17 protein-coding genes and 1 pseudogene are annotated in these 22713 nt (G+C 61.6%); 4 read left to right on the top strand and 14 right to left on the bottom strand.

Annotation, left to right across the window (positions count from 1 at the left end; genetic code table 11):
* Nucleotides 1-270: 270 nt before the first annotated feature.
* From ACI77I_RS25690 to ACI77I_RS25660, 7 genes are all read right to left on the bottom strand, one after another.
* Nucleotides 271-1911: a BatD family protein gene (locus tag ACI77I_RS25690; RefSeq protein ID WP_406998935.1), complete on the bottom strand. Its 1641-nt coding sequence runs from the start codon at nucleotides 1909-1911 to the stop codon at nucleotides 271-273.
* Nucleotides 1908-3647 carry a tetratricopeptide repeat protein gene (locus ACI77I_RS25685; RefSeq protein ID WP_406998933.1) on the bottom strand — a complete coding sequence of 580 codons (1740 nt, stop codon included), beginning with the start codon at nucleotides 3645-3647 and terminating at the stop codon, nucleotides 1908-1910. The genes ACI77I_RS25690 and ACI77I_RS25685 overlap by 4 nt, the downstream gene beginning before the upstream one ends.
* Entirely contained in the window at nucleotides 3644-4732 is a 1089-nt protein-coding gene (locus ACI77I_RS25680) for a VWA domain-containing protein (protein WP_094952757.1), read from the bottom strand. The genes ACI77I_RS25685 and ACI77I_RS25680 overlap by 4 nt, the downstream gene beginning before the upstream one ends.
* Nucleotides 4725-5219 carry a DUF4381 domain-containing protein gene (locus ACI77I_RS25675; RefSeq protein WP_094952756.1) on the bottom strand — a complete coding sequence of 165 codons (495 nt, stop codon included), beginning with the start codon at nucleotides 5217-5219 and terminating at the stop codon, nucleotides 4725-4727. The genes ACI77I_RS25680 and ACI77I_RS25675 overlap by 8 nt, the downstream gene beginning before the upstream one ends.
* Nucleotides 5216-6148: a DUF58 domain-containing protein gene (locus ACI77I_RS25670; protein ID WP_094952755.1), complete on the bottom strand. Its 933-nt coding sequence runs from the start codon at nucleotides 6146-6148 to the stop codon at nucleotides 5216-5218. Before ACI77I_RS25670 ends, ACI77I_RS25675 begins: the two co-directional genes overlap by 4 nt.
* A 5-nt stretch (nucleotides 6149-6153) precedes the next feature.
* Nucleotides 6154-7113, bottom strand: coding sequence for a MoxR family ATPase (locus tag ACI77I_RS25665; RefSeq protein WP_017739127.1), 960 nt, complete (start codon nucleotides 7111-7113; stop codon nucleotides 6154-6156).
* Nucleotides 7114-7326: 213 nt separating this feature from the next.
* Nucleotides 7327-7680, bottom strand: a complete 354-nt coding sequence (locus ACI77I_RS25660; protein WP_406998931.1) for a hypothetical protein — start codon at nucleotides 7678-7680, stop codon at nucleotides 7327-7329.
* Between the two features lie 492 nt (nucleotides 7681-8172).
* Between ACI77I_RS25660 and ACI77I_RS25655 the strand changes: the two genes are divergently transcribed.
* Entirely contained in the window at nucleotides 8173-13041 is a 4869-nt protein-coding gene (locus ACI77I_RS25655; RefSeq protein ID WP_094952753.1) for an NAD-glutamate dehydrogenase, read from the top strand.
* 127 nt (nucleotides 13042-13168) lie between these two features.
* Here ACI77I_RS25655 and ACI77I_RS25650 read toward each other — a convergent pair whose 3' ends face one another.
* Nucleotides 13169-13786: a hypothetical protein gene (locus ACI77I_RS25650; RefSeq protein ID WP_406998929.1), complete on the bottom strand. Its 618-nt coding sequence runs from the start codon at nucleotides 13784-13786 to the stop codon at nucleotides 13169-13171.
* 228 nt (nucleotides 13787-14014) lie between these two features.
* On the opposite strand from ACI77I_RS25650, the gene ACI77I_RS25645 reads away from it, so the two are divergent.
* Entirely contained in the window at nucleotides 14015-14593 is a 579-nt protein-coding gene (locus ACI77I_RS25645; protein WP_094952751.1) for a TIGR00730 family Rossman fold protein, read from the top strand.
* Nucleotides 14594-14624: 31 nt separating this feature from the next.
* Here the strand turns inward: ACI77I_RS25645 and ACI77I_RS25640 are convergent, their stop codons facing one another.
* The 3 genes from ACI77I_RS25640 to ACI77I_RS25630 form a co-directional block, all read right to left on the bottom strand.
* Nucleotides 14625-15311 carry a GntR family transcriptional regulator gene (locus ACI77I_RS25640; protein WP_263273212.1) on the bottom strand — a complete coding sequence of 229 codons (687 nt, stop codon included), beginning with the start codon at nucleotides 15309-15311 and terminating at the stop codon, nucleotides 14625-14627.
* A 17-nt stretch (nucleotides 15312-15328) separates the two neighbouring features.
* Entirely contained in the window at nucleotides 15329-16030 is a 702-nt protein-coding gene (locus ACI77I_RS25635; protein WP_094952749.1) for a FadR/GntR family transcriptional regulator, read from the bottom strand.
* Between the two features lie 169 nt (nucleotides 16031-16199).
* Nucleotides 16200-17525, bottom strand: a complete 1326-nt coding sequence (locus ACI77I_RS25630; protein WP_176462990.1) for a C4-dicarboxylate transporter DctA — start codon at nucleotides 17523-17525, stop codon at nucleotides 16200-16202.
* Between the two features lie 217 nt (nucleotides 17526-17742).
* On the opposite strand from ACI77I_RS25630, the gene ACI77I_RS25625 reads away from it, so the two are divergent.
* Together ACI77I_RS25625 and ACI77I_RS25620 are read left to right on the top strand one after the other, a co-directional pair.
* Nucleotides 17743-18369: a DNA-3-methyladenine glycosylase I gene (locus ACI77I_RS25625; protein ID WP_406994752.1), complete on the top strand. Its 627-nt coding sequence runs from the start codon at nucleotides 17743-17745 to the stop codon at nucleotides 18367-18369.
* 207 nt (nucleotides 18370-18576) lie between these two features.
* Nucleotides 18577-18781: pseudogene (locus tag ACI77I_RS25620) on the top strand (carboxymuconolactone decarboxylase family protein); the annotation flags it as partial.
* Here the strand turns inward: ACI77I_RS25620 and ACI77I_RS25615 are convergent.
* The 3 genes from ACI77I_RS25615 to ACI77I_RS25605 form a co-directional block, all read right to left on the bottom strand.
* Nucleotides 18782-19549, bottom strand: coding sequence for an SDR family oxidoreductase (locus ACI77I_RS25615; RefSeq protein ID WP_094952746.1), 768 nt, complete (start codon nucleotides 19547-19549; stop codon nucleotides 18782-18784).
* Nucleotides 19550-19586: 37 nt separating this feature from the next.
* Complete coding sequence (locus tag ACI77I_RS25610; RefSeq protein ID WP_406998927.1) at nucleotides 19587-20654, bottom strand: phosphotransferase family protein; 1068 nt, start codon at nucleotides 20652-20654, stop codon at nucleotides 19587-19589.
* A 130-nt stretch (nucleotides 20655-20784) separates the two neighbouring features.
* Nucleotides 20785-22677: a pilus assembly protein TadG-related protein gene (locus tag ACI77I_RS25605; protein WP_406998925.1), complete on the bottom strand. Its 1893-nt coding sequence runs from the start codon at nucleotides 22675-22677 to the stop codon at nucleotides 20785-20787.
* Nucleotides 22678-22713: the final 36 nt, after the last annotated feature.

Genomic DNA, 22713 nt, shown 5'->3' with positions numbered 1-22713 from the left:
AAAGCAAGAGCACGGCGGCCTAGTAGCCGACCTGAGTGGTTGAAGCAAAAGCAGGGCAAAAGCACAGCAGCACACTCTCTGTCTGATGTACCGAGATCCAACTGTGGGAGCGAGTTCGGCTGCCAGCACCGCAGTGCTCTGCTTTTCTGTGGGAGCTGGCTTGCCTGCGATAGCATCAACGGGTTATGCCTGACACACCAAGGTGCCTGCATCGCAGCGATCCGACAAGCCAGCTCCCACTTGGATTTTGTGGTGTCAGGTAGCTGAGGTTTACTTGGGATACAGCGGCGGCAAGCTGGTGGTATCGGTCGCCGGGTCGTGTTCGCGCTCGGCTATCGGGATGGCTTTGACCGCACGCCATAAGTCTTCACCCAGCCAGAAATGGCCGCCTTCGCTGTAGAGCGCGCCGTTCAATCCGTCGAGAGCATCCGACAACGGCACAAACCGCGCCGCCATATCCGCTAGGGTTTCCGGCTGTTGCCGCGCCCAGGCATCCAGTGCCTGGCGTGTGGCTTGCGGGTCGTTGGCCTGGGTGGCGCGCTTGAGGTCGTCGAGCAGCGAGCGCGGGCTCGGGCCGGTTTGCGCGGTGCGCTGCACGGCGGGTTGGCGGCGCGCACGCCACCACAGGCCAAAGCCCAGCACGGTGGTGCAGATGAAGATCAGTGTACTGAGTTGCCACAGCCACAGGCGGTCATCGTCCGGTGCTGTAATCACGGTTGGCGTGGCAGGCGTGTCCACCACCAGGCTCGGGTTGGTCGCCACTTGCAGGGTGTGGGCGGGCAGGCTGGTGCGTTCGAGGTGGTCTTCGTGGGTGTTCCACCACACCACTTCCACCGCCGGCAGTTCGACGGCGCCAGCGCGGGTCGGCACCAGCGCTTCGCGGTCTTCGCGGCTGCCGGTCAGGCCGTGGTCGTTGTTCTGGTTGGCGAGCACCGGTTGGTCGGGGTAGCGGCGCAGGCCGTTGATGTCGGTGCTGGGCAGGGCCGGCAGTTGCGCGCTGGACAAGCCTTCGGCCTTGACCGTGAGGCTGCGGGTCAGGGAGTCGCCGACTTGTACGTGCTCAGGCTCAGGGTTCCAGGCTTGCGTCAGGGTCAGGCTGCGGGCCGGTATCCAGGGGGCGTCAGCCGGGTACAGCGCCGGCTTGGGCTTGACGTTCAGCGCCAGCTCGGCGGAGCTGACGTGAATCAGCTTGCCCGGCTTGGTGCCTTGCAGCGTGTTCTCCTGGGGCGGGCGCGATTCCACCAGGGTGGCGCTGAAGGTCTGCGCCGCAATCACCAAGGCGCCGCTGTGCTGCGGGTAGATCGCGTAGCGGGTCTCGATCACGCCGTGGCGAATGCTGTTGATGACTTTTTCGTAGGTGCGCGACTCGCCCAGTTGCTCGACGCGTGCATCGGGGATCTGCAACGGCGTGAGGCTGCTGTCGTCGTACAGCGACACCGAGTGGTACACGCGCACGGTCAACAAGGCCTGGGCCTGGACGTACACGCTGCTCTGGTCGAGGTTGGCTTCGATGAACACTGGCGCCAGCTCGGCGCTGGTGTTCTGGCTGGCGGTTTCGACCACTTGCAGGCTGATCGGCTGGGTCTTGAGTTCGCCCACTTGCAGCGGCGGAATCACCACCGTGCCGTTTTCCTTGGGCAACAGGGTGATGATCCAGCGCGTGGTGGCGTGGTTATCGCCGCCCAGGGTGGTGAGTTGGTTGATCTGGCGCGTGCCGCTGACTTCGAACTGCGCATCAAGGGGCGACAGGTCGGGTTTGCCGAACTGGGTGACGTCGCTGGATTCCACCGTCAGCTCCACCGTTTCCCCGGAATTGAGGCGGCTGCGGTCGACGCTGGCAACCAGGTTCGCCGCCTGGGCGTGGCCTGCCGTTAACGCGAGCAGGAGCAGAAGGGTGGTGCGGCGGCTCATCGAGTCTTGTCCTGATGTTGTTGCTGTTCGTACCAGAATTTGCGCCGCAGCAGTTCGCCAGGGTTGTCCGGGATCTCCTGCAGCCATTGCTCCAACGCTTGGCGATGCTCGCCGTCAATCCTGGCATCGGCGGGGCGCAGCGGCGGGGTGGTGGTTTGTTCATCACCCAGTTCGCTGCCCGGTAAGTCGTTGCCGCCGGCTTTGGGCGTGCCGCCGGTTTGAGTATCGCCCGTGCCGGCCTCGCCCTGGCCTTGGGACGATTGTTCGCCGCCTGAAGCACTTTGCCCGCTTGTGCCCGGTTGCGCAGTTTGGCCGGGTTGGGTGGTTTCGTCATCCTCGTTTTTTTCGGGTTTGGCGGGGTCAGGCTGAGCGTGTTGCTGCATCAGGCTTTCCACCAAGGCTTTGTTTTTCAGCGCCGGTTGCAGGTCGGGCTGGGCTTCCAGCGCCTGTTCGTAGGCGTCGATGGCGGCTTCCAGTTCGCCGGACTTGGCCAGCGCATTGCCTCGATTGTAGTGGGAGTAGGCGTCGTTGCTCAGCGCAAAGCGCTTGATCGCCTCGGCGTAATTGCCCGCCTCATACAGGGCAACGCCTTGCCACTGCGGGTTCTCGAAGCGTTCGGCAGCCTCGGCCGGGCGCTTTTTCTTCAGCAGGTACTGGCCCTGCTGGTCGGGGCGCAGCCACAGGTCTTGAAACTCGAAGGCATAGCTGGGCTGCGGCGCGACCAACAGCAGCAATGGCAGGCAAAACAGCCAGCCGCGGCGCCCGGCGCAGGCGCCAAGCAGCAACAGCGGCAGGAGCAGCCAGTAACCCTGGTCGGCCCAGCTGTCGAGGTGCAACAGTTGGCCGTCGTTGCGCAGGGTTTGCGGGCCATCGAGCAGGTTGAGTTGGCGCAGGTCCTTGTCGTCCAGGCGCGCGGCGCGGTAGTGGCCGCCCATTTCGCTGGCGAAGGCCTTGAGGGTCGGGCTGTCGAGGCGTGGCACCAGGATCGCACCTTGTTCATCCTTGAGGAACTCGCCGCTTTCCTGGGTCACCGGCGTGCCTTCGCGGCTGCCGATGCCGAGGATCGACAAGGTCGGCGCCTGCGCGCCTTGCAACTGCAGGCGGATGCCTTGGCGTTCTTGTTTCGACAGGGACGAGCCGACCAGCAACAAGCGCCCTTGGCCGAGGCCGCCTTGCTTGAGTAAGCCCAGGGCTTTCTCCACGGCGAGGTCGGCGCGATGGCCGGGCACGGGCATGATCGAGGGGCGCAGGGCTTCGAGCAGGTTGCGGCTGGTGGCCAGGTCATCCGACAGCGGCACCAGGGTGTGGGCGCTGCCGGCATACACGACGATGGCGGTCGGTGCGTCGGCGCGCGCTTGCAGCAAGTCATACAGCTTGCGCCGTGCCTGCTCCAGGCGATTGGGCGGGCTGTCGGTGGCGAGCATTTCCGGGGTCAATTCCAGCAGCACCACCAGCGGGTCGGCGGGTTTCTGGCTGGACTGTTCAACCCTTTGCCAGCTTGGGCCCAGCAAGGCCAACACGGCCAGCAGCCAGGCGATGCCGAGCACCACCCAGGGCGATTTGCTCTCGCGGCCGTTGCCACCACTGAGCAACACCGCATGAAAGGCGGGCGGCAGGATCATCTGCCAGCGCCCGGCGCGCTTTTGCCGGTGCCACAGCTGCCACAGCAGCCAGCTGAGCAGCGGCAACAGCAACAGCCACCAAGGACGGAACCAGTGCGGCCACAGGTCGATCATCGACGCCTCCGCAAACGCAGGCGTTTGAGGCGCTGGCGCCATTCAGGGTGCTGTTGCAGGAAATTGCCCTGGGTCGAGAGTTTATTAAAGAAGCGCTGCAGCGCGTTGTTGGGCCAGCGTTCCTGGATCACCACCAACATGCTCAGGACCAGCGCGAGGGCCAATGGCGCGCTGTACAGCGCCTGGGCCGGGCGGGCTTGGGTCGGTTGTTGGGCGACGGGCTCAAGCTGGTCGAGGGTTTCCTTGATCTTCTGCAATTCATCGCCGTCACGGGCACGGAAGTACTGGCCGCCGGTGGCGTCGGCGATAGCTTTCAGCGCGGGCTCGTCCAGGTCCAGGCTCGGGTTGACGCCAAGAATGCCCAGCGAACCGGTTTGCTCTGGATCGGCGCCAATGCCGATCGGGTAGATTTTTACCCCCTCTTCAGCGGCCAGGCGTGCGGCAGTCAGCGGGTCGATCTGCCCGGCGTTGTTGGCGCCGTCGGTGACCAGAATCAGCACGCGGCTTTGTGCCGGGCGCTGGCGCAGGCGTTTAAGGGCCAGGCCAATTGCATCGCCGATGGCGGTGTTCTTGCCGGCGATGCCGATGCGCGCTTCATCCAGCCAGGTGCGCACGGTGCGTCGGTCAAAGGTCAGCGGGGCTTGCAGGTAGGCCTGGCTGCCAAACAGGATCAGGCCGACGCGGTCGCCTTCACGGCTTTCCAGGAAGTCGCCGAGCAAGTGTTGCACCAGGCTCAGGCGGCTGACGTCTTCGTCCTGCCAGTGCATGTCGGGGAAGTCCATGGAGCCGGAGACGTCCACGGCGACCAATAAGTCGCGGCCGCTGGCGGCAATCGGCAGGGGTTCGCCGAGCCATTCCGGGCGGGCCGCAGCGGTGAGCAAGAGCAGCCACAGCACCACGAACGGTGCTTGTTGGCGCCAGCCCGGTAGGTTGATCCGCGCACGGCGGCGGGCCAGGCCTTCGAGGTCGGCGAGGTAGCTGACTTTCAGCGCGGGTTCGCCGCTGTCGGCCACCGGCAAGATAAGCCGCATCAACCAGGGCAATGGCAGCAGGGCGAAGATCCACGGCCAGGCGAACTCAAACATGTTTGCGAATCCAGGTGTCGACGGCTTGGGTCAGGCCGGCGATGGCTTTGTCGTCGAGTTTGCATTCGGGTTTGTAAGCGCCTTCTACCAGCACCATCCAGCGTGTGAGGCCGGCGGCCGGGCAGCGGTTGTCGAGGAACGCCAGCCATTTGCGCCCGTTGAGGGTATGGCTCTGGCTGTAGGGGTAGTCGTTGCGGCACAGGCGTTTGAGCAGGCCGTTGAGTTGCTGCAGCCAGGCGCCGGCGGGTGCGCCGTCGTAGGGTTTGGGCATCAAGGCCAGCTCGGCCAGGGCGGTGATGCGCAGCGGGTCCAGCGGTTGTTCGGCGCGAGCCACCGGGCGGCGCGTGGGCAGCAAGCGACGCAAGGACCACAAGCCCCAGCCGAGCAGCGGAACCACCAGCAGCAACAGCCACCAACCCGGCGCAGGCGGCCAGAAGCCGATGGCCGGTGGGGCGATCAGCGGTTGCAGTTGATCGAGGCTGCTCATTGTTTTTTAACCGGGCGTTGCGGGTTGAGGTATTCGCGCAGTTGCTCGACCATTTCGCTCTGGGTGCTTAACGGCATCAGCAGGATTCGCAGTTTCTGCGCGAGTAATTCCCAGCGGGCGATGCGGGCTTCGGCCTGGGCCTTGTAGGCTTGGCGCAAGTCGAAATTCAGTGTGTCCAGTTCCAGCTGCGCGCCGCGCTCGGCAAAACGCAACAGCCCCGCAGCAGGCAGGGCGTGGTCCAGCGGGTCGGAAATCGGCAACAGCAGCAGGTCGCAATGCCGCGACAGCAGGCTCAGCTGTTGCTCGGCACCTTCGGTCAGCGCGCGCTCATCGCAAATCACGATCACCAGGCTGCCAGGGCGCAGCACTTCACGGCCACGGCGCAGGGCCATGCCCAAGGCGTCGGCTTCGGGGCGGCTCTCGGTATTGAGGCTCTGGTTGACGCGCACCAGTCGGTTGAGCAGTTGCAGCAGGCTTTGCTTGCTGCGCCGGGGCTTGATTTCATAGTGCTCGTTGTCGCCAAACACCAGCCCGCCGACGCGGTCGTTGTGGCCTAGCGCCGCCCAACCGATCAGGCTGGCGGCTTGCGCGGCGAGCACCGACTTGAACATCTGGCCGGAGCCGAAAAACAGCCGGCAGCTTTGTTCAACCATGATGAAAATCGGCCGCTCGCGTTCTTCGTGGAACAGCTTGGTGTGCGGCTCCTGGGTGCGCGCCGTCACGCGCCAGTCGATGGTGCGCACGTCGTCCCCAGCCTGGTACACGCGCACCTGGTCAAAGTCGACACCGCGCCCGCGCAGCTTGGAATGGTGCAGGCCGATCAGCGGGCTGCGCTGGCTCGGCGTGGAAAACAGCTGCACTTCGCGCACGCGGTGGCGCATCTCAATCAATTCGCTGAGCGTGACGCGGATCCCATCGCTTGCATTCATGGGGTTCAAGCGACGGCAACGACGTCGAGAATGCGTTGCACCACGCGGTCCTGGTCGATGCCGGCGGCTTCGGCTTCGAACGACAGAATGATGCGATGGCGCAGCACGTCGAACAGCACCGCCTGGATATCTTCCGGGCTCACAAAGTCGCGACCGGCCAGCCAGGCGTGGGCGCGGGCGCAGCGGTCGAGGGCGATGGAACCGCGTGGGCTGGCGCCGTAGGCGATCCACTCGGCCATCTCCGGATCAAACTTGGCCGGGGTGCGCGTGGCCATGACCAGTTGCACGAGGTATTCCTCTACGGCGTCGGCCATGTACAAGCCGAGGATTTCCTTGCGTGCAGCAAAAATTGCCTGCTGGCTGACACGGCGCTCAGGCTTGGTTTCGCCGTTGAGCGCCTCGCCACGGGCTTGTTGCAGGATGCGCCGTTCGACGGCGGCGTCCGGGAAGCCGATTTTGACGTGCATCAGGAAACGGTCGAGCTGGGCTTCGGGCAGTGGGTAGGTGCCTTCCTGCTCGATGGGGTTTTGCGTGGCCATCACCAGAAACAGCGGCGACAACTCGTACGTGCTGCGCCCCACGCTGACCTGGCGCTCGGCCATGGCTTCGAGCAACGCCGACTGCACCTTGGCCGGCGCACGGTTGATTTCGTCCGCGAGCACCAAGTTGTGGAAGATCGGCCCTTGCTGGAACACGAAGCTGCCGGTTTCTGGGCGATAGATCTCGGTGCCGGTGATGTCGGCGGGCAACAGGTCGGGGGTGAACTGGATACGATGGAACTGCGCTTCGATGCCTTCGGCCAACTCTTTGATGGCTTTGGTCTTGGCCAGGCCCGGCGCGCCTTCTACCAGCATGTGGCCGTCGGCGAGCAGCGCGATCAGCAGGCGATCGATGAGTTTTTCCTGGCCGAGAATCTGCGTAGAAAGAAAGGTTCGCAGCGCAAGCAGCGCTTCACGATGTTCCATCGATGACGGTTCCTGGAGAGATTGGCCGGGCATTGAGAAAAAAACGCCTGGCCTGGGGGGCTTACTTTAATGCATCGAGGGGTGCGGCGACTAACGGCGCGCGGGGTATTTTTAGGAAAACTTGTAGGAATTTTGTGTGTGCAGCACAAATTGTGCTGAAGGCTTGCCTTGCCCATGTGGGAGCTGGCTCCCACATTTGATCTGTGCGGCAGTTTAGATTCGGGTATAGGTGCCGGTGCCCTTGAGAATGTTCTGCAAGGTCTCTTCAACTTCAGCCAAATCCGACGCGGCAGTGGCGTGGGTGATCTGCAGCTGATCCTTGCCACCCAACGCGTCGGCGTCCCCGGCGGCCAGTTCAACCAGCAGCGTCGTGTCACTCAGGGTGACCTTCAGCCCATCGAGGGTCGACGGCTCGTAGTCCCAGGTCAGTTCAACCTCATCTTCATCCGGGTAACGGGTGAGCATGAACATCTCGCCGTTTTTACCGTGGCAGCAGAGCATAGCCATGTTGTCTTCTTCGTCGTCGCACGGGGTGGCCATCAGTGCGTCAGTGTTCAGTTGCAGCATGGGAAATCCTGTCAGGGGGAGGGCGCAGCTCGGCAATTGTGCCATTGCGGCGAATTTTGTGCTGCATCATATGTCAGACCCAGTGCATGACCTGACGGGCAATACCAGTCATTTTCGGTACTCCCAGGCTTGAATATAGCCGGATTTTCTTCGGAAAAATCCAGGTTGCCCAAGTCGCAACCTCAAGCCTGCGTACCGATGACCGAATATGTCGCAGCATCGCAAGCAGCTGTCTTCCTACACTCGTTAAGCTGCGCAACGGATGTGCCCTGTGCCGGGAGCCTGACCTGCCCGTCGTACCGTCGCCTGGTAAGGTGCACTTCTTATGGAAGTTGTATGTGACCTGACTGTCTTGTCCAGCTTCACCCACCTGTCACCCTGATTCGTTTATGGTGCTTATTATCCGTACCGACGAACAGCGCTGACGGTCTCCCCGCAAGGGGATAACACGCGACGCTTCCATCAATAACAAGCCCAAGCGGAGTACCACAGATGGCGTTCTTCACCGCAGCCAGCAAGGCCGACTTCCAGCATCAACTGCAAGCGGCACTGGCGCAGCACATCAGTGAACAGGCACTGCCACAAGTGGCGCTGTTCGCTGAGCAATTCTTCGGCATTATTTCCCTGGACGAACTGACCCAACGTCGCCTTTCCGACCTGGCCGGCTGCACCTTGTCTGCCTGGCGCCTGCTTGAGCGCTTTGACCACAGCGCCCCGCAAGTGCGCGTTTACAACCCCGATTACGAACGTCATGGCTGGCAATCTACCCACACAGCGGTCGAAGTGCTGCACCATGACTTGCCCTTCCTGGTGGACTCGGTACGTACCGAGCTGAACCGTCGTGGCTACAGCATCCACACCCTGCAAACCACCGTGCTCAGCGTGCGCCGTGGCAAGAAGGGCGAGTTGCTGGAAATCCTGCCTAAAGGCACCCAGGGCGAAGGCGTCCAGCAAGAATCGCTGATGTACCTGGAAATCGACCGCTGCGCCAATGCCGCCGAACTCAACGTGCTGAGCAAAGAGCTTGAGCAAGTGCTGGGCGAAGTGCGCGTGGCCGTGTCCGACTTTGAACCGATGAAGGCCAAGGTCCAGGAGTTGCTGGACGGTATCGACGCCAGCCAGTTCAGCATCGACGGCGAAGAAAAAGCCGAGATCAAGAACTTCCTGGAGTGGCTGGTGGGCAACCACTTCACCTTCCTCGGCTATGAAGAGTTCGTGGTACGTGACGAGGCGGACGGCGGCCATATCGAATATGACGCCAGCTCCTTCCTCGGCCTGACCAAACTGCTGCGTGCCGGCCTTACCGCCGAAGACCTGCGCATCGAAGACTACGCCGTGGCCTACCTGCGTGAACCGACTGTGCTGTCGTTCGCCAAGGCCGCGCACCCAAGCCGCGTGCACCGCCCGGCTTATCCGGACTATGTGTCGATCCGTGAGATCAGCGCCGACGGCAAGGTCATCAAGGAACACCGCTTCATGGGCCTCTACACCTCCTCGGTGTACGGCGAAAGCGTGCGGGTGATCCCTTATATCCGTCGCAAGGTTGCGGAAATCGAACGCCGTTCGGGCTTCCAGGCCAAGGCTCACCTGGGCAAAGAGCTTGCTCAGGTGGTTGAAGTGTTGCCCCGTGATGACCTGTTCCAGACCCCGGTCGACGAGCTGTTCAGCACTGTGATGTCGATCGTGCAGATCCAGGAGCGCAACAAGATCCGCGTGTTCCTGCGCAAAGACCCGTACGGTCGTTTCTGCTACTGCCTGGCCTACGTGCCGCGCGACATCTATTCCACCGAAGTGCGCCAGAAGATCCAGCAAGTGCTGATGGATCGCCTGAAAGCCTCGGATTGCGAGTTCTGGACCTTCTTCTCTGAATCCGTGTTGGCCCGTGTACAGCTGATTCTGCGGGTTGACCCGAAGAACCGCCTGGACATCGACACGCTGCAACTGGAAAAAGAAGTGGTGCAGGCCTGCCGCAGCTGGCAGGACGACTACTCCAGTCTCGTCGTCGAAAGCTTCGGCGAAGCCCAAGGCACCAATGTGCTGGCAGACTTCCCGAAAGGCTTCCCGGCCGGTTACCGCGAGCGTTTTGCGGCGCATTCGGCTGTGGTCGACATGCAGCACCTCAACAGCCTGACCGAAGCCAACCCGCTGGTGATGAGTTTCTATCAGCCGCTGGGCCAGGTCTCCGGCCAGCGCGAGCTGCATTGCAAGCTCTACCACGCTGACACGCCGCTGGCACTGTCCGACGTGTTGCCGATCCTGGAAAACCTCGGCCTGCGTGTGCTGGGTGAATTCCCGTACCGCCTGCGCCGTGCCAATGGCCGTGAGTTCTGGATTCATGATTTCGCGTTCATCGCCGCCGAAGGCGTGAACCTGGACATCCAACAGCTCAACGACACTCTGCAAGACGCGTTCGTACACATCGTCCACGGCGATGCCGAAAACGATGCGTTCAACCGTTTGGTACTGACTGCCGGCCTGCCATGGCGTGACGTGGCGCTGCTGCGTGCCTACGCGCGTTACTTGAAGCAGATCCGCCTGGGCTTCGACCTCGGTTACATCGCCAGCACCCTGAACAACCACACCGACATCGCTCGCGAGCTGACCCGGTTGTTCAAGACGCGCTTCTACCTGGCGCGCAAGCTCACCGCCGATGACCTGGAAGACAAGCAGCAACGCCTGGAACAAGCGATTCTCACGGCCCTTGACGATGTTCAGGTGCTTAACGAAGACCGCATCCTGCGTCGCTACCTGGACCTGATCAAGGCCACCCTGCGCACCAACTTCTACCAGACCGACGCCAACGGCCAGAACAAGTCGTACTTCAGCTTCAAGTTCGACCCGCGCGCGATTCCTGAGCTGCCTAAGCCGGTGCCGAAGTTTGAAATTTTCGTCTACTCGCCGCGTGTTGAAGGCGTGCACCTGCGCTTTGGCAACGTCGCGCGTGGCGGCCTGCGTTGGTCCGACCGTGAAGAAGACTTCCGTACTGAAGTGCTTGGCTTGGTAAAAGCCCAGCAAGTGAAGAACTCGGTCATCGTGCCGGTGGGCGCCAAAGGCGGCTTCCTGCCGCGTCGCCTGCCATTGGGCGGCAGCCGGGACGAGATCGCGGCCGAGGGCATCGCCTGCTACCGCATCTTCATTTCCGGCCTGTTGGACATCACCGACAACCTCAAAGACGGCGCCCTGGTGCCTCCGGCCAACGTCGTGCGTCATGACGACGATGACCCGTACCTGGTAGTGGCAGCGGACAAGGGCACTGCGACCTTCTCCGACATCGCCAACGGCATCGCCATTGATTACGGCTTCTGGCTGGGCGATGCGTTCGCATCCGGTGGTTCCGCCGGTTACGACCACAAGAAAATGGGCATCACCGCCAAGGGCGCGTGGGTCGGTGTGCAGCGTCACTTCCGTGAGCGCGGCATCAACGTGCAGGAAGACAGCATCACTGTGGTGGGCGTCGGCGATATGGCCGGTGACGTGTTCGGTAACGGCTTGCTCATGTCCGACAAGCTGCAACTGGTCGCGGCCTTCAACCACCTGCACATCTTCATCGACCCGAACCCGAACCCGGCGACCAGCTTCGTTGAGCGTCAGCGCATGTTCGAGTTGCCGCGCTCGGCCTGGACCGACTACGACACCAGCATCATGTCCGAAGGCGGCGGTATCTTCTCGCGCAGCGCGAAGAGCATTGCCATTTCGCCACAGATGAAAGAACGCTTCGACATCCGGGCCGACAAGTTGACCCCGACCGAACTGCTGAACGCCTTGCTCAAGGCGCCGGTGGACCTGTTGTGGAACGGCGGCATCGGTACTTACGTCAAGGCCAGCACTGAAAGCCACGCCGACGTGGGCGACAAGGCCAACGACGCCCTGCGCGTCAACGGCAACGAGTTGCGCTGCAAGGTGGTGGGCGAGGGCGGTAACCTCGGCATGACCCAGCTGGGTCGTGTGGAATTCGGCCTCAATGGTGGCGGTTCCAACACCGACTTCATCGACAACGCCGGTGGTGTGGACTGCTCCGACCACGAAGTGAACATCAAGATCTTGCTCAACGAAGTGGTGCAGGCCGGTGACATGACCGACAAGCAGCGCAACCAGCTGCTGGCGAGCATGACCGACGAAGTCGGCAGCCTGGTGTTGGGCAACAACTACAAACAGACCCAGGCCCTGTCCCTGGCCGCCCGCAAAGCTTACGAGCGTGCCGCTGAGTACAAGCGCCTGATGAGCGACCTGGAAGGCCGTGGCAAGCTGGACCGTGCCATCGAGTACCTGCCGACCGAGGAGCAGCTCACCGAGCGCGCTTCCACCGGCAAGGGCCTGACGCGTCCGGAGCTGTCGGTGTTGATCTCGTACAGCAAGATCGACCTCAAGGAAGCGCTGCTCAAGTCGCTGGTGCCGGATGATGACTACCTGACCCGTGACATGGAGACCGCGTTCCCACCGAGCCTGGTTGCCAAGTTCGGCGAAGCGATGCGCCGTCACCGCTTGAAGCGTGAGATCGTCAGCACCCAGATCGCCAACGACCTGGTCAACCACATGGGCATCACCTTCGTTCAACGGCTCAAAGAGTCGACCGGCATGAGCCCGGCGAACGTGGCCGGCGCTTATGTGATCGTGCGTGACATCTTCCATCTCCCGCACTGGTTCCGTCAGATCGAAGCCCTGGACCACCAGGTCTGCGCCGACGTGCAACTGGAGCTGATGGACGAGCTGATGCGCCTGGGCCGCCGTGCCACGCGCTGGTTCCTGCGCAGCCGTCGCAACGAGCAGGACGCTGGCCGCGACACCGCACACTTCGGTCCGCACCTGGCGGCGTTGGGCCTCAAGCTCGACGAACTGCTGGAAGGCCCGACCCGTGAAGGTTGGCAGACCCGCTACCTGGCTTACACCGAAGCGGGTGTACCGGAGTTGTTGGCGCGCATGGTTGCAGGCACGACTCACCTGTACACCTTGCTGCCGATCATCGAAGCCGCTGACGTGACCGGGCATGACGCCGCCGAAGTGGCCAAGGCCTACTTCGCCGTCGGCAGCGCCCTGGACTTGCCGTGGTACCTGCAGCAGATCAGCGATCTGCCGGTGGCCAACAACTGGCAAGCCGCGGCCCGCGAAGCCTTCCGCGACGACGTGGACTGGCAGCAACGGGCGATCACCATCTCGGTACTGCAAATGGCCGACGCGCCACAAGACATGGAAGCCCGCGTGGCCCTGTGGCTTGAGCAGCACCAGGACATGGCCGATCGCTGGCGCGCAATGATGGTGGAAATCCGTGCCGCCGTCGGCACGGACTACGCCATGTACGCGGTCGCCAACCGTGAGTTGCTGGACCTGGCGCTGAGTGGTCAGTCGGTGCTGCAACCGGCTTGATCAGGCAGTAAAACAAAAGCCCCCGTATCGTGAGATGCGGGGGCTTTTTGTTGGAACACGATTTATCAAACAAGGGGGTCAACGGGGGGAGCAGGCAAGCCAGCTCCCCCATTTTGATCTCCACAGGTTAGCGTTTAGCCGCGCCGGCTGGCCCCAGGCAGGGCTGGATGGCTTTCTTCAACCCGTTGTTGTTTGCCGGCAATAAGAACGATGCCGTCAGCGGCTTGCCGCCCTCAGTGGCGGGGGCCAACGAAAGTGTCAGGGTTTGCCCGCGCGAGGCATCGGTGGCCCAGTAGGCTAATTCCTCTCGCGGGACAGAGATGCTGAGCTCAAAGACCAAACCCATCTGGAACATCCCGCCGTAATTCCAGACGCCACTGACCATGTGTTCGACGGCGGCGCGTGTGCCTGTCGTGATACTCAGTGGCCCATTTGCGCTGGCATCCTTGCCTTCAAATGGGTCGGCGTCCCAGCCCAGTAATTGCGGGATGATCTCCAGCGACAGGCCAGCGTTTGGGTTCTGCGGGTGACAGCTGATCACAAGGTTAGCCTTCATATGGTGATCACCGTAAGCGCTGCCACCAAAGGTACGTGCGGCCAACATCGGGCCTTCTGGGTAGGGCCGTTCAAGCAACCACACAGGGTTCGCATCGGTGATGACATGAGTGTCGGTCGCGGCCTTCTCACCTGCTTGTGCAAAGGGAATGAACAAGGCAGCGATTAGCGTAAAGGTCAGGGCATGCATAGAGGTATTCACCCGCGTGTAAGGCTTTCTGGAGTGCCCGCATTGTGCGGATAGTTGGTCATCTGTGCTGTCAGTAAATACGCAAAAAACCTTTCTATCGTATAAACCCTGTTGTGCGATTACGTCATGTATGCGGTAGCCTGCCGTGAGCGGATAGGCCTGGTGCTGATTCATCAGCGTCGTTAAATGAGGGCTGTACTCCAACACAACCAGATCAAGCGAGGCTGTATGCGACTTTGTATTTTCTCAGGTTCAAGCCCGGGCCGGTTGCCGGTGTACTCGGAGATGGCGGCTCAACTGGGCCATGCGCTGGCCAAGGCGGGTATCGGTGTGGTCTACGGTGGTGCCTCGGTTGGCTTGATGGGCGCGGTGGCTGATGCCGCGCTGGCCAGTGGCGGTGAAGTGATCGGTGTGATGCCGGGGTTCCTGGCCGAGAAAGAACTGGCCCACACTGGCCTTCAAGACCTGCGGATCGTCAGCTCCATGCATGAGCGCAAGGCGCTGATGGCTGAGCTGTCCGACGGCTTTATCGCGTTGCCCGGCGGCATCGGTACGTTTGAAGAGTTGTTTGAGGTGTGGACCTGGGCGCAACTCGGGCAGCACGCAAAACCTTGCGCCTTGCTCAACATCAACGGTTTTTACGACGGTTTGGCCACGTTCCTCGACACGGTTGTCAGTGAGGCGTTTCTAAAACCCGTGCACCGCGACATGCTCATCGTTGAACCGAACGTGGAGCGTTTGCTGGCCGCGGTGCTGAGTTATCAGGCGCCCAACGTGCCCAAGTGGATCAACCGAGAAGACACCTGAAGGTGCAAAAAAACCGACGCGGTGGTGACCGTCAGTTGAGTTTCAGCAGTTTCGCTTCCAGGTGATCCAGGTGCTGGGTCATCAGGCTGATCGCGCCAGTCACATCACGTTGTTCCAGTGCATCCACAATCGCCACATGCTCCTGCCACGCACAATACGTACAGGCTTGCGCCTCGTATTGGGCAATGATCAGCGAGGTCAGCGGCACCAGGCTGTTGAGGAACTGCGCCAAGGGCGCGTTACGTGCCATCGCGGCCAATTGCAGGTGAAACTCCCCGGACAGCCGAATTGCCGGGCCGCGTTGGTCGCGCTCGATGTACTCACGCTCTCGGGCGATCAGTTCGCGTAACTGGCGGATGTGCGTCGGCGTGGCCTGGGCACAGGCCAGCTGCACCACGGTGATTTCCGTCAGGCGCCGCGCTTCCAGAATCTGCCGTGTTTGCTGGGCATCCGGCGCTGCCACCTGAGCGCGTTGGTTGGGGCGCAGGATGATGACTTGTTGGTGAGACAGTTTTGCCAATACACGGCGAATAACACTGCGGCTGACACCAAAGGTTTCACCCAGGCCTTCTTCGGTAAACCGGCTGGAGGGCGCGATGCGTTGTTCGAGTATGGCGTCGAACAAGCGCGGGTAGATGTCATCCACCGAGGGCTTTTTGCCTGCCACCAGGCGCAGGGCAGGGAGGATGGGGTGGCGTTGCAGGGCGTGGGCGGTCATGGCCTGTCTCCAAAAATTCAGCTGCCCAGATGGTCGTCCGGGATGTTCAAGCGAATGCCCATGCGCAGGCCTTCCTGGAGGATGTGCCGACGCATCTCGGCACTGGCCAGGGCGCTGTTCTTGTTGCGGATAGCGCGCACCACGGCCTCGTTTTCCTGCAGGCGTTCCGCCAGGTGTTCGGGCGAGTTACGCAGCACCTGGGCGCTTTGCTTGAGGGCGTTGCTGGTCTGTTGCACCACGTTCTGGAAGATCGGGTTGGAGGTCAGCGCGAACAGTTCTTCGTGGAAACCGATGTAGGCGTTCATACCCGCTTCGGCGTCACCGGCATCCAGGGCTTCGCGCATGTCCATCAGGGTCAGGCGCAATTGGCCGACTTCCTTGCTGCTGATGGATTGGGCGACCAGGCCGACAATGAACGGCTCGAGGGTGTAGCGCAGTTGCAGGATGTCTTCCAGGCTGGCATCGGCCACGGCGTCACTGGATTGCGGTTCGCTGACGCTGGTTTCCAGCACCACCACACCTTTGCCGGGCATCGAGCGCACAAGGCCCAGGGTTTCCAGCACGATCACCGCTTCACGCAGGCTTGGGCGGCTGATGCCCATTTGTTCGGCCAGTTCACGCTGGCCGGGCAGCATTTCGCCACGCCGCCACTGGCCGCGCTTGAGTGCGGCGCGCAGTTTTTCTACGACTGAATTGACGACGGTTGAGGTGCTGATCACGTCTACGTCTCCTTGATAGTGCAAATACAATGGTGAGTCTTGTGACGATCCAGTGTGAGAGCTGGCTTGCCTGCGATGACTGACGGTCAGTCAACATCTCTATTGCTGACCCACCGTTATCGCAGGTAAGCCAACTCCCACAGTGGATCTGTGTTGTTTATGAAATCGCTTAAAACTCTTGATGCGCCGGCAGCACCGGCTTCTTGGCCTGGAAGGCATAGCCTTGCTGGCCGTCGAGCACCTTGTTGGCGCGCTGGATATCGATGTCTTTTTCCCAACGGGCAATGGCCACGGTGGCAACACAGTTGCCGATCAGGTTGGTCAATGCACGGCCTATACCCATGAACCAGTCCACCGCTAACACCAGCACCAGCCCGACCACCGGAATCGCCGGGATGGCGGTGAGGGTCGCGGCTAGAATCACCAGCGCCGAGCCCGGAATCCCGTGAGCGCCCTTGGAGGTAATCAGCGACACCAGCAGGATGGTCAGCAAGTCGGTCATCGACAGCGGGGTGCCGGTGGCGTTGGCGATAAACACGATGGCCAGGGTCAGGTAGATCGAGAAACCGTCGAGGTTGAATGAATACCCCGTCGGAATCACCAAGCCTACCGTTGAGCTGCCAATACCCAGGTGCTCGAGTTTACGCATGATCTGTGGCAGCACCGCATCGGATGAGGCGGTGCCCATCACGATCAGCAACTCTTCGCGCAGGTACTTGAGCAACGGCAACATGCGCAGGCCGGACAAGCGCATCACCAGGCCCAGCACCAGCCCGACAAAGGCAAAGCAGGTCAGGTAGAACAAGCCTACCAGGCTGCCCAGGTGTTGCAGCGAATCCAGGCCGTAGGTGCTGGTGGTGAAGGCGATGGCGCCGAACACGCCAATCGGCGCCAGGCGCACGATCATGCCCATGATGCGAAAGATCACGTGGCTCAGCTCGTTAATCAACCGCGAGATGCCCGAAGCGGCTTCGCCCACCAAGTTCAGCGCGCTGCCGAACAGCACTGAAAACAGCAGCACTTGCAGCACGTTGTTGTCGGCGAAGGCGCCGATTACCGAGTTGGGGATCAGGTCCATAAGGAACTGGCTGGTGCCACGGATATGTTGGCCCTTGTCAGCCAGTTCATTCAGGCCGGCGGAGGACAATTGCTCCAGGTGGATATTGGCGCCGGTGCCGATGCCGGTGCTGAAGGCCATGATCAGGCCGATCACCAGCGCAACAGTGGTCAGCACTTCAAAGTAGATCACCGACTTGAGGCCGATGCGCCCGACTTTCTTCAAGTCGCCGGCGCCGGAAATACCGCTGACCACCACGCAGAACACGATCAAGCCAATCAGCATCTTGATCAGCTTGATGAAGCCGTCACCCAGGGGTTTGAGTTGCGAGGAGAATTCGGGAAGGGCCAGGCCGCAGGCGATGCCGAGCATCAGGCCAATCACGACTTGCAGGAAAATCGAACGCGAGCACCATCTGAGCATGGGAGGGATCTCTATTCGGTGCCCTGGTGGTTCCAGGGCTTAATTGTTGTGGTCTTACCGGTAAGTCCAGTGCGTGGCCAGTCTACGCTGGGTTTTTTTGAAATCACAAGTAAATATTGGACGGTTGACAGGTTCCGGTCTGACCAGTTGGTCGGTAAGCGTGATGCTTGAGCGGTTGGTGGTTTGGAAATTTTTTCGCTTATCATCCGCGGCAAGATTGGCGAGGTGATCGATGGACAGACCAGGACTGACCACGCACGCAGGGCAGACGCATTGCACCTGGCGCACAGCGGCGCCGGAATACCCGCGTTACCACGACCACGAGTGGGGCGTGCCGGTGGCGGATGATATCCAGCTGTACGAGAAGATTTGCCTGGAGGGGTTTCAGGCGGGCATGGCCTGGATCACCATCTTGCGCAAGCGCGAGCAGTTCCGGGTGGCGTTTGAGGGCTTTGATTTTCGTCGCGTGGCGCGGTATGGCGAGGCGGACATTGAGCGGCTGATGCAGGACCCCGGCATTGTGCGCAATCGGGCGAAGATCGTGTCCACCATCAACAATGCGCGCAGGGCGTGTGAGCTGGTGGATGAAACTGGCTCGCTGGCGCGGTGGGTTTGGGCGTTTGAGCCTAGCGAGGAGGAGCGCCCGGCCATGGTGGACATGGCTTATTGGACGGGTAATCCGACGTCACCGGCTTCGGTGAGGTTGTCGAAGGCCTTGAAGAAACGCGGCTGGACCTTTGTTGGCCCCACCACGATGTATGCGCTGATGCAGGCGATGGGGATGGTCAATGATCACTTGGACGGCTGTGCTTGCCGACCGCTGATCGAGCAACTGCGGCGGGAGTTCAAACGGCCCTGAGCCCTCGTACCCAGCACCATTCAAACGGTGGGAGTTGGCTTGCCTGCGACAGCGGTGGGGCAGCTCATGCATCTGTGTCTGATGTACCGCAATCGCAGGCAAGCCAGCTCCCACATTGACCTTGTGGTGTGGGGGTTACCGCGCAAGCGGCGTCAGCACCTCAGCTTTTTCATAAGACGATTCACCCACCTTGTAGGTTATCGCCTTTTTACCGCGCGGGAGAAAGCCGCATTGGCCTGGAGCGAGTTGGTGGCAACGCTGGCGACGCTCAAGCGTCGGGGATGAACTGTTTACGGCGGTGCGCCTGGAGTTCAGCGAGCAGGAACGGGTGGACCTGACCATGGCGGTGTCCAGCATCAGTGGCTGGAACCGCCTGGCGGTGAGTTTTCGTCAGCAACCGCCGAACGCTTGATCAGGACAGGAAGCCGCCGTCCACATTCAGCGACACACCGGTGGTGTAGCTGGAGGCATCGCTGGCCAGGAACAGCACTGCGCCGGCCATTTCGCTGGGATCGGCCACGCGCTTGAGTGGGATCTGCGCCAAGGCCATCTTCAGGATCGAATCGTTCTTCACCAGCGCCGAGGCGAACTTGGTGTCGGTCAGGCCCGGCAGCAGGGCGTTGCAACGAATGCCGAACGCTGCGCATTCCTTGGCAAACACCTTGGTCATGTTGATCACCGCGGCCTTGGTCACCGAGTAGATGCCTTGGAACACGCCCGGGGAAATCCCGTTGATCGACGCCACGTTGATGATGCTGCCGCCGCCGTTCTCGCGCATCAGCTTGCCGGCTTCCACCGACATGAAGAAGTAGCCGCGAATGTTCACGTCCACGGTCTTCTGGAACGCGCCCAGGTCGGTGTCCAGCACGTTGCAGAATTGCGGGTTGGTCGCGGCGTTGTTGACCAGGATATCCAGGCGGCCGAACTGTTCACGGATGCCGGCGAACACCTGGGTGATCTGCTCCATTTCACCAATGTGGCACGCCACGGCGGTGGCTTTGCCGCCGTCGGCGATGATCGCATCCGCCACGTGCTGGCAGCCTTCCAGCTTACGGCTGGAGACGATCACGTGGGCGCCTTGCTGGGCCAGAAGTTTGGCGATGGCTTCACCGATACCGCGGCTGGCGCCGGACACAAAAGCAATCTTGCCGTCGAGGTCGAACAGGTGGGTCTTGGACATGTGGGGTTCCTTGTTCTTCAAGATAGAGTTCTTGCCGTCAGAGTGCGGATTTACCGATGACATTCAGGCTCATTTGCTCCAGCAGCGTGTTCATGTGGATGAACTGCGCAAAGCGTTTGTCCTGGGTCTGGCCGTGGAAGAAGCGGTAGTAGATCTGCTGCACGATGCCGGCCAGACGGAACAGGCCGTAGGTGTAGTAGAAGTCGAAATTGTCGATCTGAATGCCGGAGCGCTCTGCGTAGTAATCGACGAACTGGCGGCGGGTGAGCATGCCGGGGGCGTTGCTCGGCTGGCGGCGCATCAGTTGCACCGGGGCCGGGTCGGCGGCTTCGATCCAGTAGGCGAGGGTGTTGCCCAAATCCATCAGCGGGTCACCCAGGGTGGTCAGTTCCCAGTCCAGCACGCCGATGATCTGCATCGGGTTATTGGGGTCCAGGATCACATTGTCGAAGCGGTAGTCGTTGTGCACGATGCTGGAGGTCGGGTGGTCGGCCGGCATCTTGTCATTGAGCCAGGCGCGCACGGCTTCCCAGCTCGGGGCGTCGGGGGTCAGGGCTTTTTCGTAGCGGTCGCTCCAGCCGCGAATCTGCCGTTCTACGTAGCCTTCGGGCTTGCCCAAGCCGGCCAGGCCGCAGGCCGCGTAATCCACCTGATGCAGCTCGACGAACTTGTCGATAAAGCTTTTGCACAGTGCTTCGGTCTTGGTCGCGTCCAGGCCCAGTTCCGGCGGCAGGTCGGAACGCAGGATGATGCCGTTGACCCGCTCCATCACATAGAACTCGGCACCGATGACCGATTCATCGGTGCAATGCACGTAGGCTTTGGGGCAATAAGGAAAGCCGTCTTTAAGCTGGTTGAGAATGCGGTACTCGCGGCCCATGTCGTGGGCGGACTTGGCTTTGTGGCCAAAGGGCGGGCGGCGCAACACGAATTCCTGGCCCGGGTACTCCAGCAAGTAAGTCAGGTTGGACGCACCGCCAGGGAACTGGCTGATCTTGACCGTGCCGTGCAGGCCCGGAATATGGGCCTTGAGGTAGGGATCGATGAGGCTGGCATCAAGTTCTTCGCCTGGGCGAATCTGGGTCGATTGGTCGTTAAGCGCCATGCTTATCCCTTCTGCTTATTCTAAAGGCCTTGGACTATTGGCTAATCTAATGCGCACCGCCGCCCAGCGACAAGGTCGGGGCGGCTTAATAGGTTAGCGTGTTGGATGATGATCAGCGGGCCTGATGTGCTCAAATCACCAGCATCGCCCGGCCACCGGGGTTGCAGGACAGGTTGGCACCGATTTCAACTTTTGCCAGGTCAATGCCAAGGCCGGCGAGCAGGTTGTTGACGATGGGGTCGAGCAGCGGGCCGAGCAGCCCGGCAATCAGCCCGCCCAGGGTCGAGAGCAAGCCGTTGAGCAGGCTTGTGACGATGCCCAGCACGACGCCCAACAGGCTGGCCATTTTCGGCGGGTGGTTGATCAGTTGGATGCCGGTGAGTGTTTCCCTCAGGCTGCTGACCACATTCGAGGCGGCGAACTGATAATACGTCGGTGGCTGATTCACCGCCGGCGGGTGGGTGTAGGTGTGTGCGCGTTGGGTTCGGGCCACACTGCTGTCGACGCGGATGCCCAGCCCGCCGGCCGCGAATGCCTGTCGGTCGCCACAGACTCCCGTGCCGCGCTTGCAGGTCTTGGTGCCGATATCCACCACCGGGTACTCGTCGACTTGCAGTGTTTGGGTGGACGAGAACAGATTCTTGGGATCAACCTGGCCAATCATCGCGCGTAAGGCCGAGGTTTCACCGAGCACCGACAGTGCCTTGTTATCGCCGTCGCAACTGTAGCCGCTGACCTTGGCGCTGCCACCGGCGGCTTCCAGGGCAATGTCGAGTTTGTCGCCGATTTCAAGGCTGGTGACCAGGCAACAATTGGGGTCAAGCAGCCCCAACAGGCCGCCCAGCACGTCATTCAGCGCTTGCACCACGCCACCCAACACATTGTTGACCAGCGTGACGATGGGTAACTTCACCGAAATCAGGGTGCGCACTTGAGCGGTGCGGACAAAGATGGGCTGTGTGGCGATGTTCTTCGGGTCGCCGATGCTTGAGAGCTGCGCCGGCTCAATCACTTTGGTGCTGACGGTGACGCCGATCAGCCCCAGCACATCCACCGGCAGTTCCACGGCGACCGCGCTGGCCTTGTTCGACAGCTGCACGAAGCCCTGAATCAGGTTGAACAGTTGCAGCTTCACATCCAGCGCACTTTTGTCCGTGCCGTTCTGGATGTTGATCAGGTCGCCCAAGTGCAGGATCTGCGTGCCCGGCGCGATCAGTTTGATGGCTTCCAGGTTGTTGATCACCACCTTGACCGCGTCACCGCCCAGCATGAGTACATCGATGGCGGCCTGGATCAACTGGCCGACGGTGGCGTCGGTCTTGAGCAACTGGTCGTAGTTGCCGGCGCTGACGTTCAAGCGGATGGCCAAGGCATCCAGGTACTTGAGCAAGCTGATATTGGTGTTGATCAAGCCGTTCCAGCCCACCGCGTCGAGTTGCAACGTGCCGCCCAGCAAGCCGCCGATCAGGGCGTTGAGGGCGACGGACTTGGTGCTGTCCACGGTCAGCAAAGTGCTGCGCACGGTGAGTGATGCCACCGTCGGAGTCGGCGCGGCGGCGACCGCCGTGGCGCTCAAGAGCGTCATCATGGTGATGGGTTTAGCCGAGAACAGCATGAGCAAGCCATGGGCGAGGCTGGTGTGCACACGGTGGGTGGCAATCACCCGGATGGCATCGGTTTTGGCGGGGTCGGCGCTGAAGGTGCGCATAAAGTCCGCACCGGTGGCCAGGGTGCCGCAGGCGACAGCCAATGTGCGATTGGCGTCGACCTTGAAGGCGTTGCGCGCTGCGCTTTCAGTCGCAAACTGCGTGGCATTGTTAGTCGGCGCCGCGCACTTGCCGCTGCGGCTCACCGCTTCCAGCGCCGCCGTATCGGCCACGCGCTGCAACTTGCGCTTCTCCAGGTACAAGCGGCCGCTGTCGACCACCAGCAACATAAACAACAGCGCGATCCCAAGGGTAACCGCGCCGATCAAGCCGATGGCCCCGCGTTGGCGGGCCGGGCCGAGTCCATGGCCAAACATTCTGCGTTCCTTCGCCGGTCATGCACCGACGTCCTG

The sequence above is a fragment of the Pseudomonas sp. D47 genome, assembly GCF_045447305.1.
GTDB lineage: Bacteria > Pseudomonadota > Gammaproteobacteria > Pseudomonadales > Pseudomonadaceae > Aquipseudomonas.
Note: the sequence above shows the minus strand (reverse complement) of the source record. Positions and strands in the feature narration are given on the sequence as shown.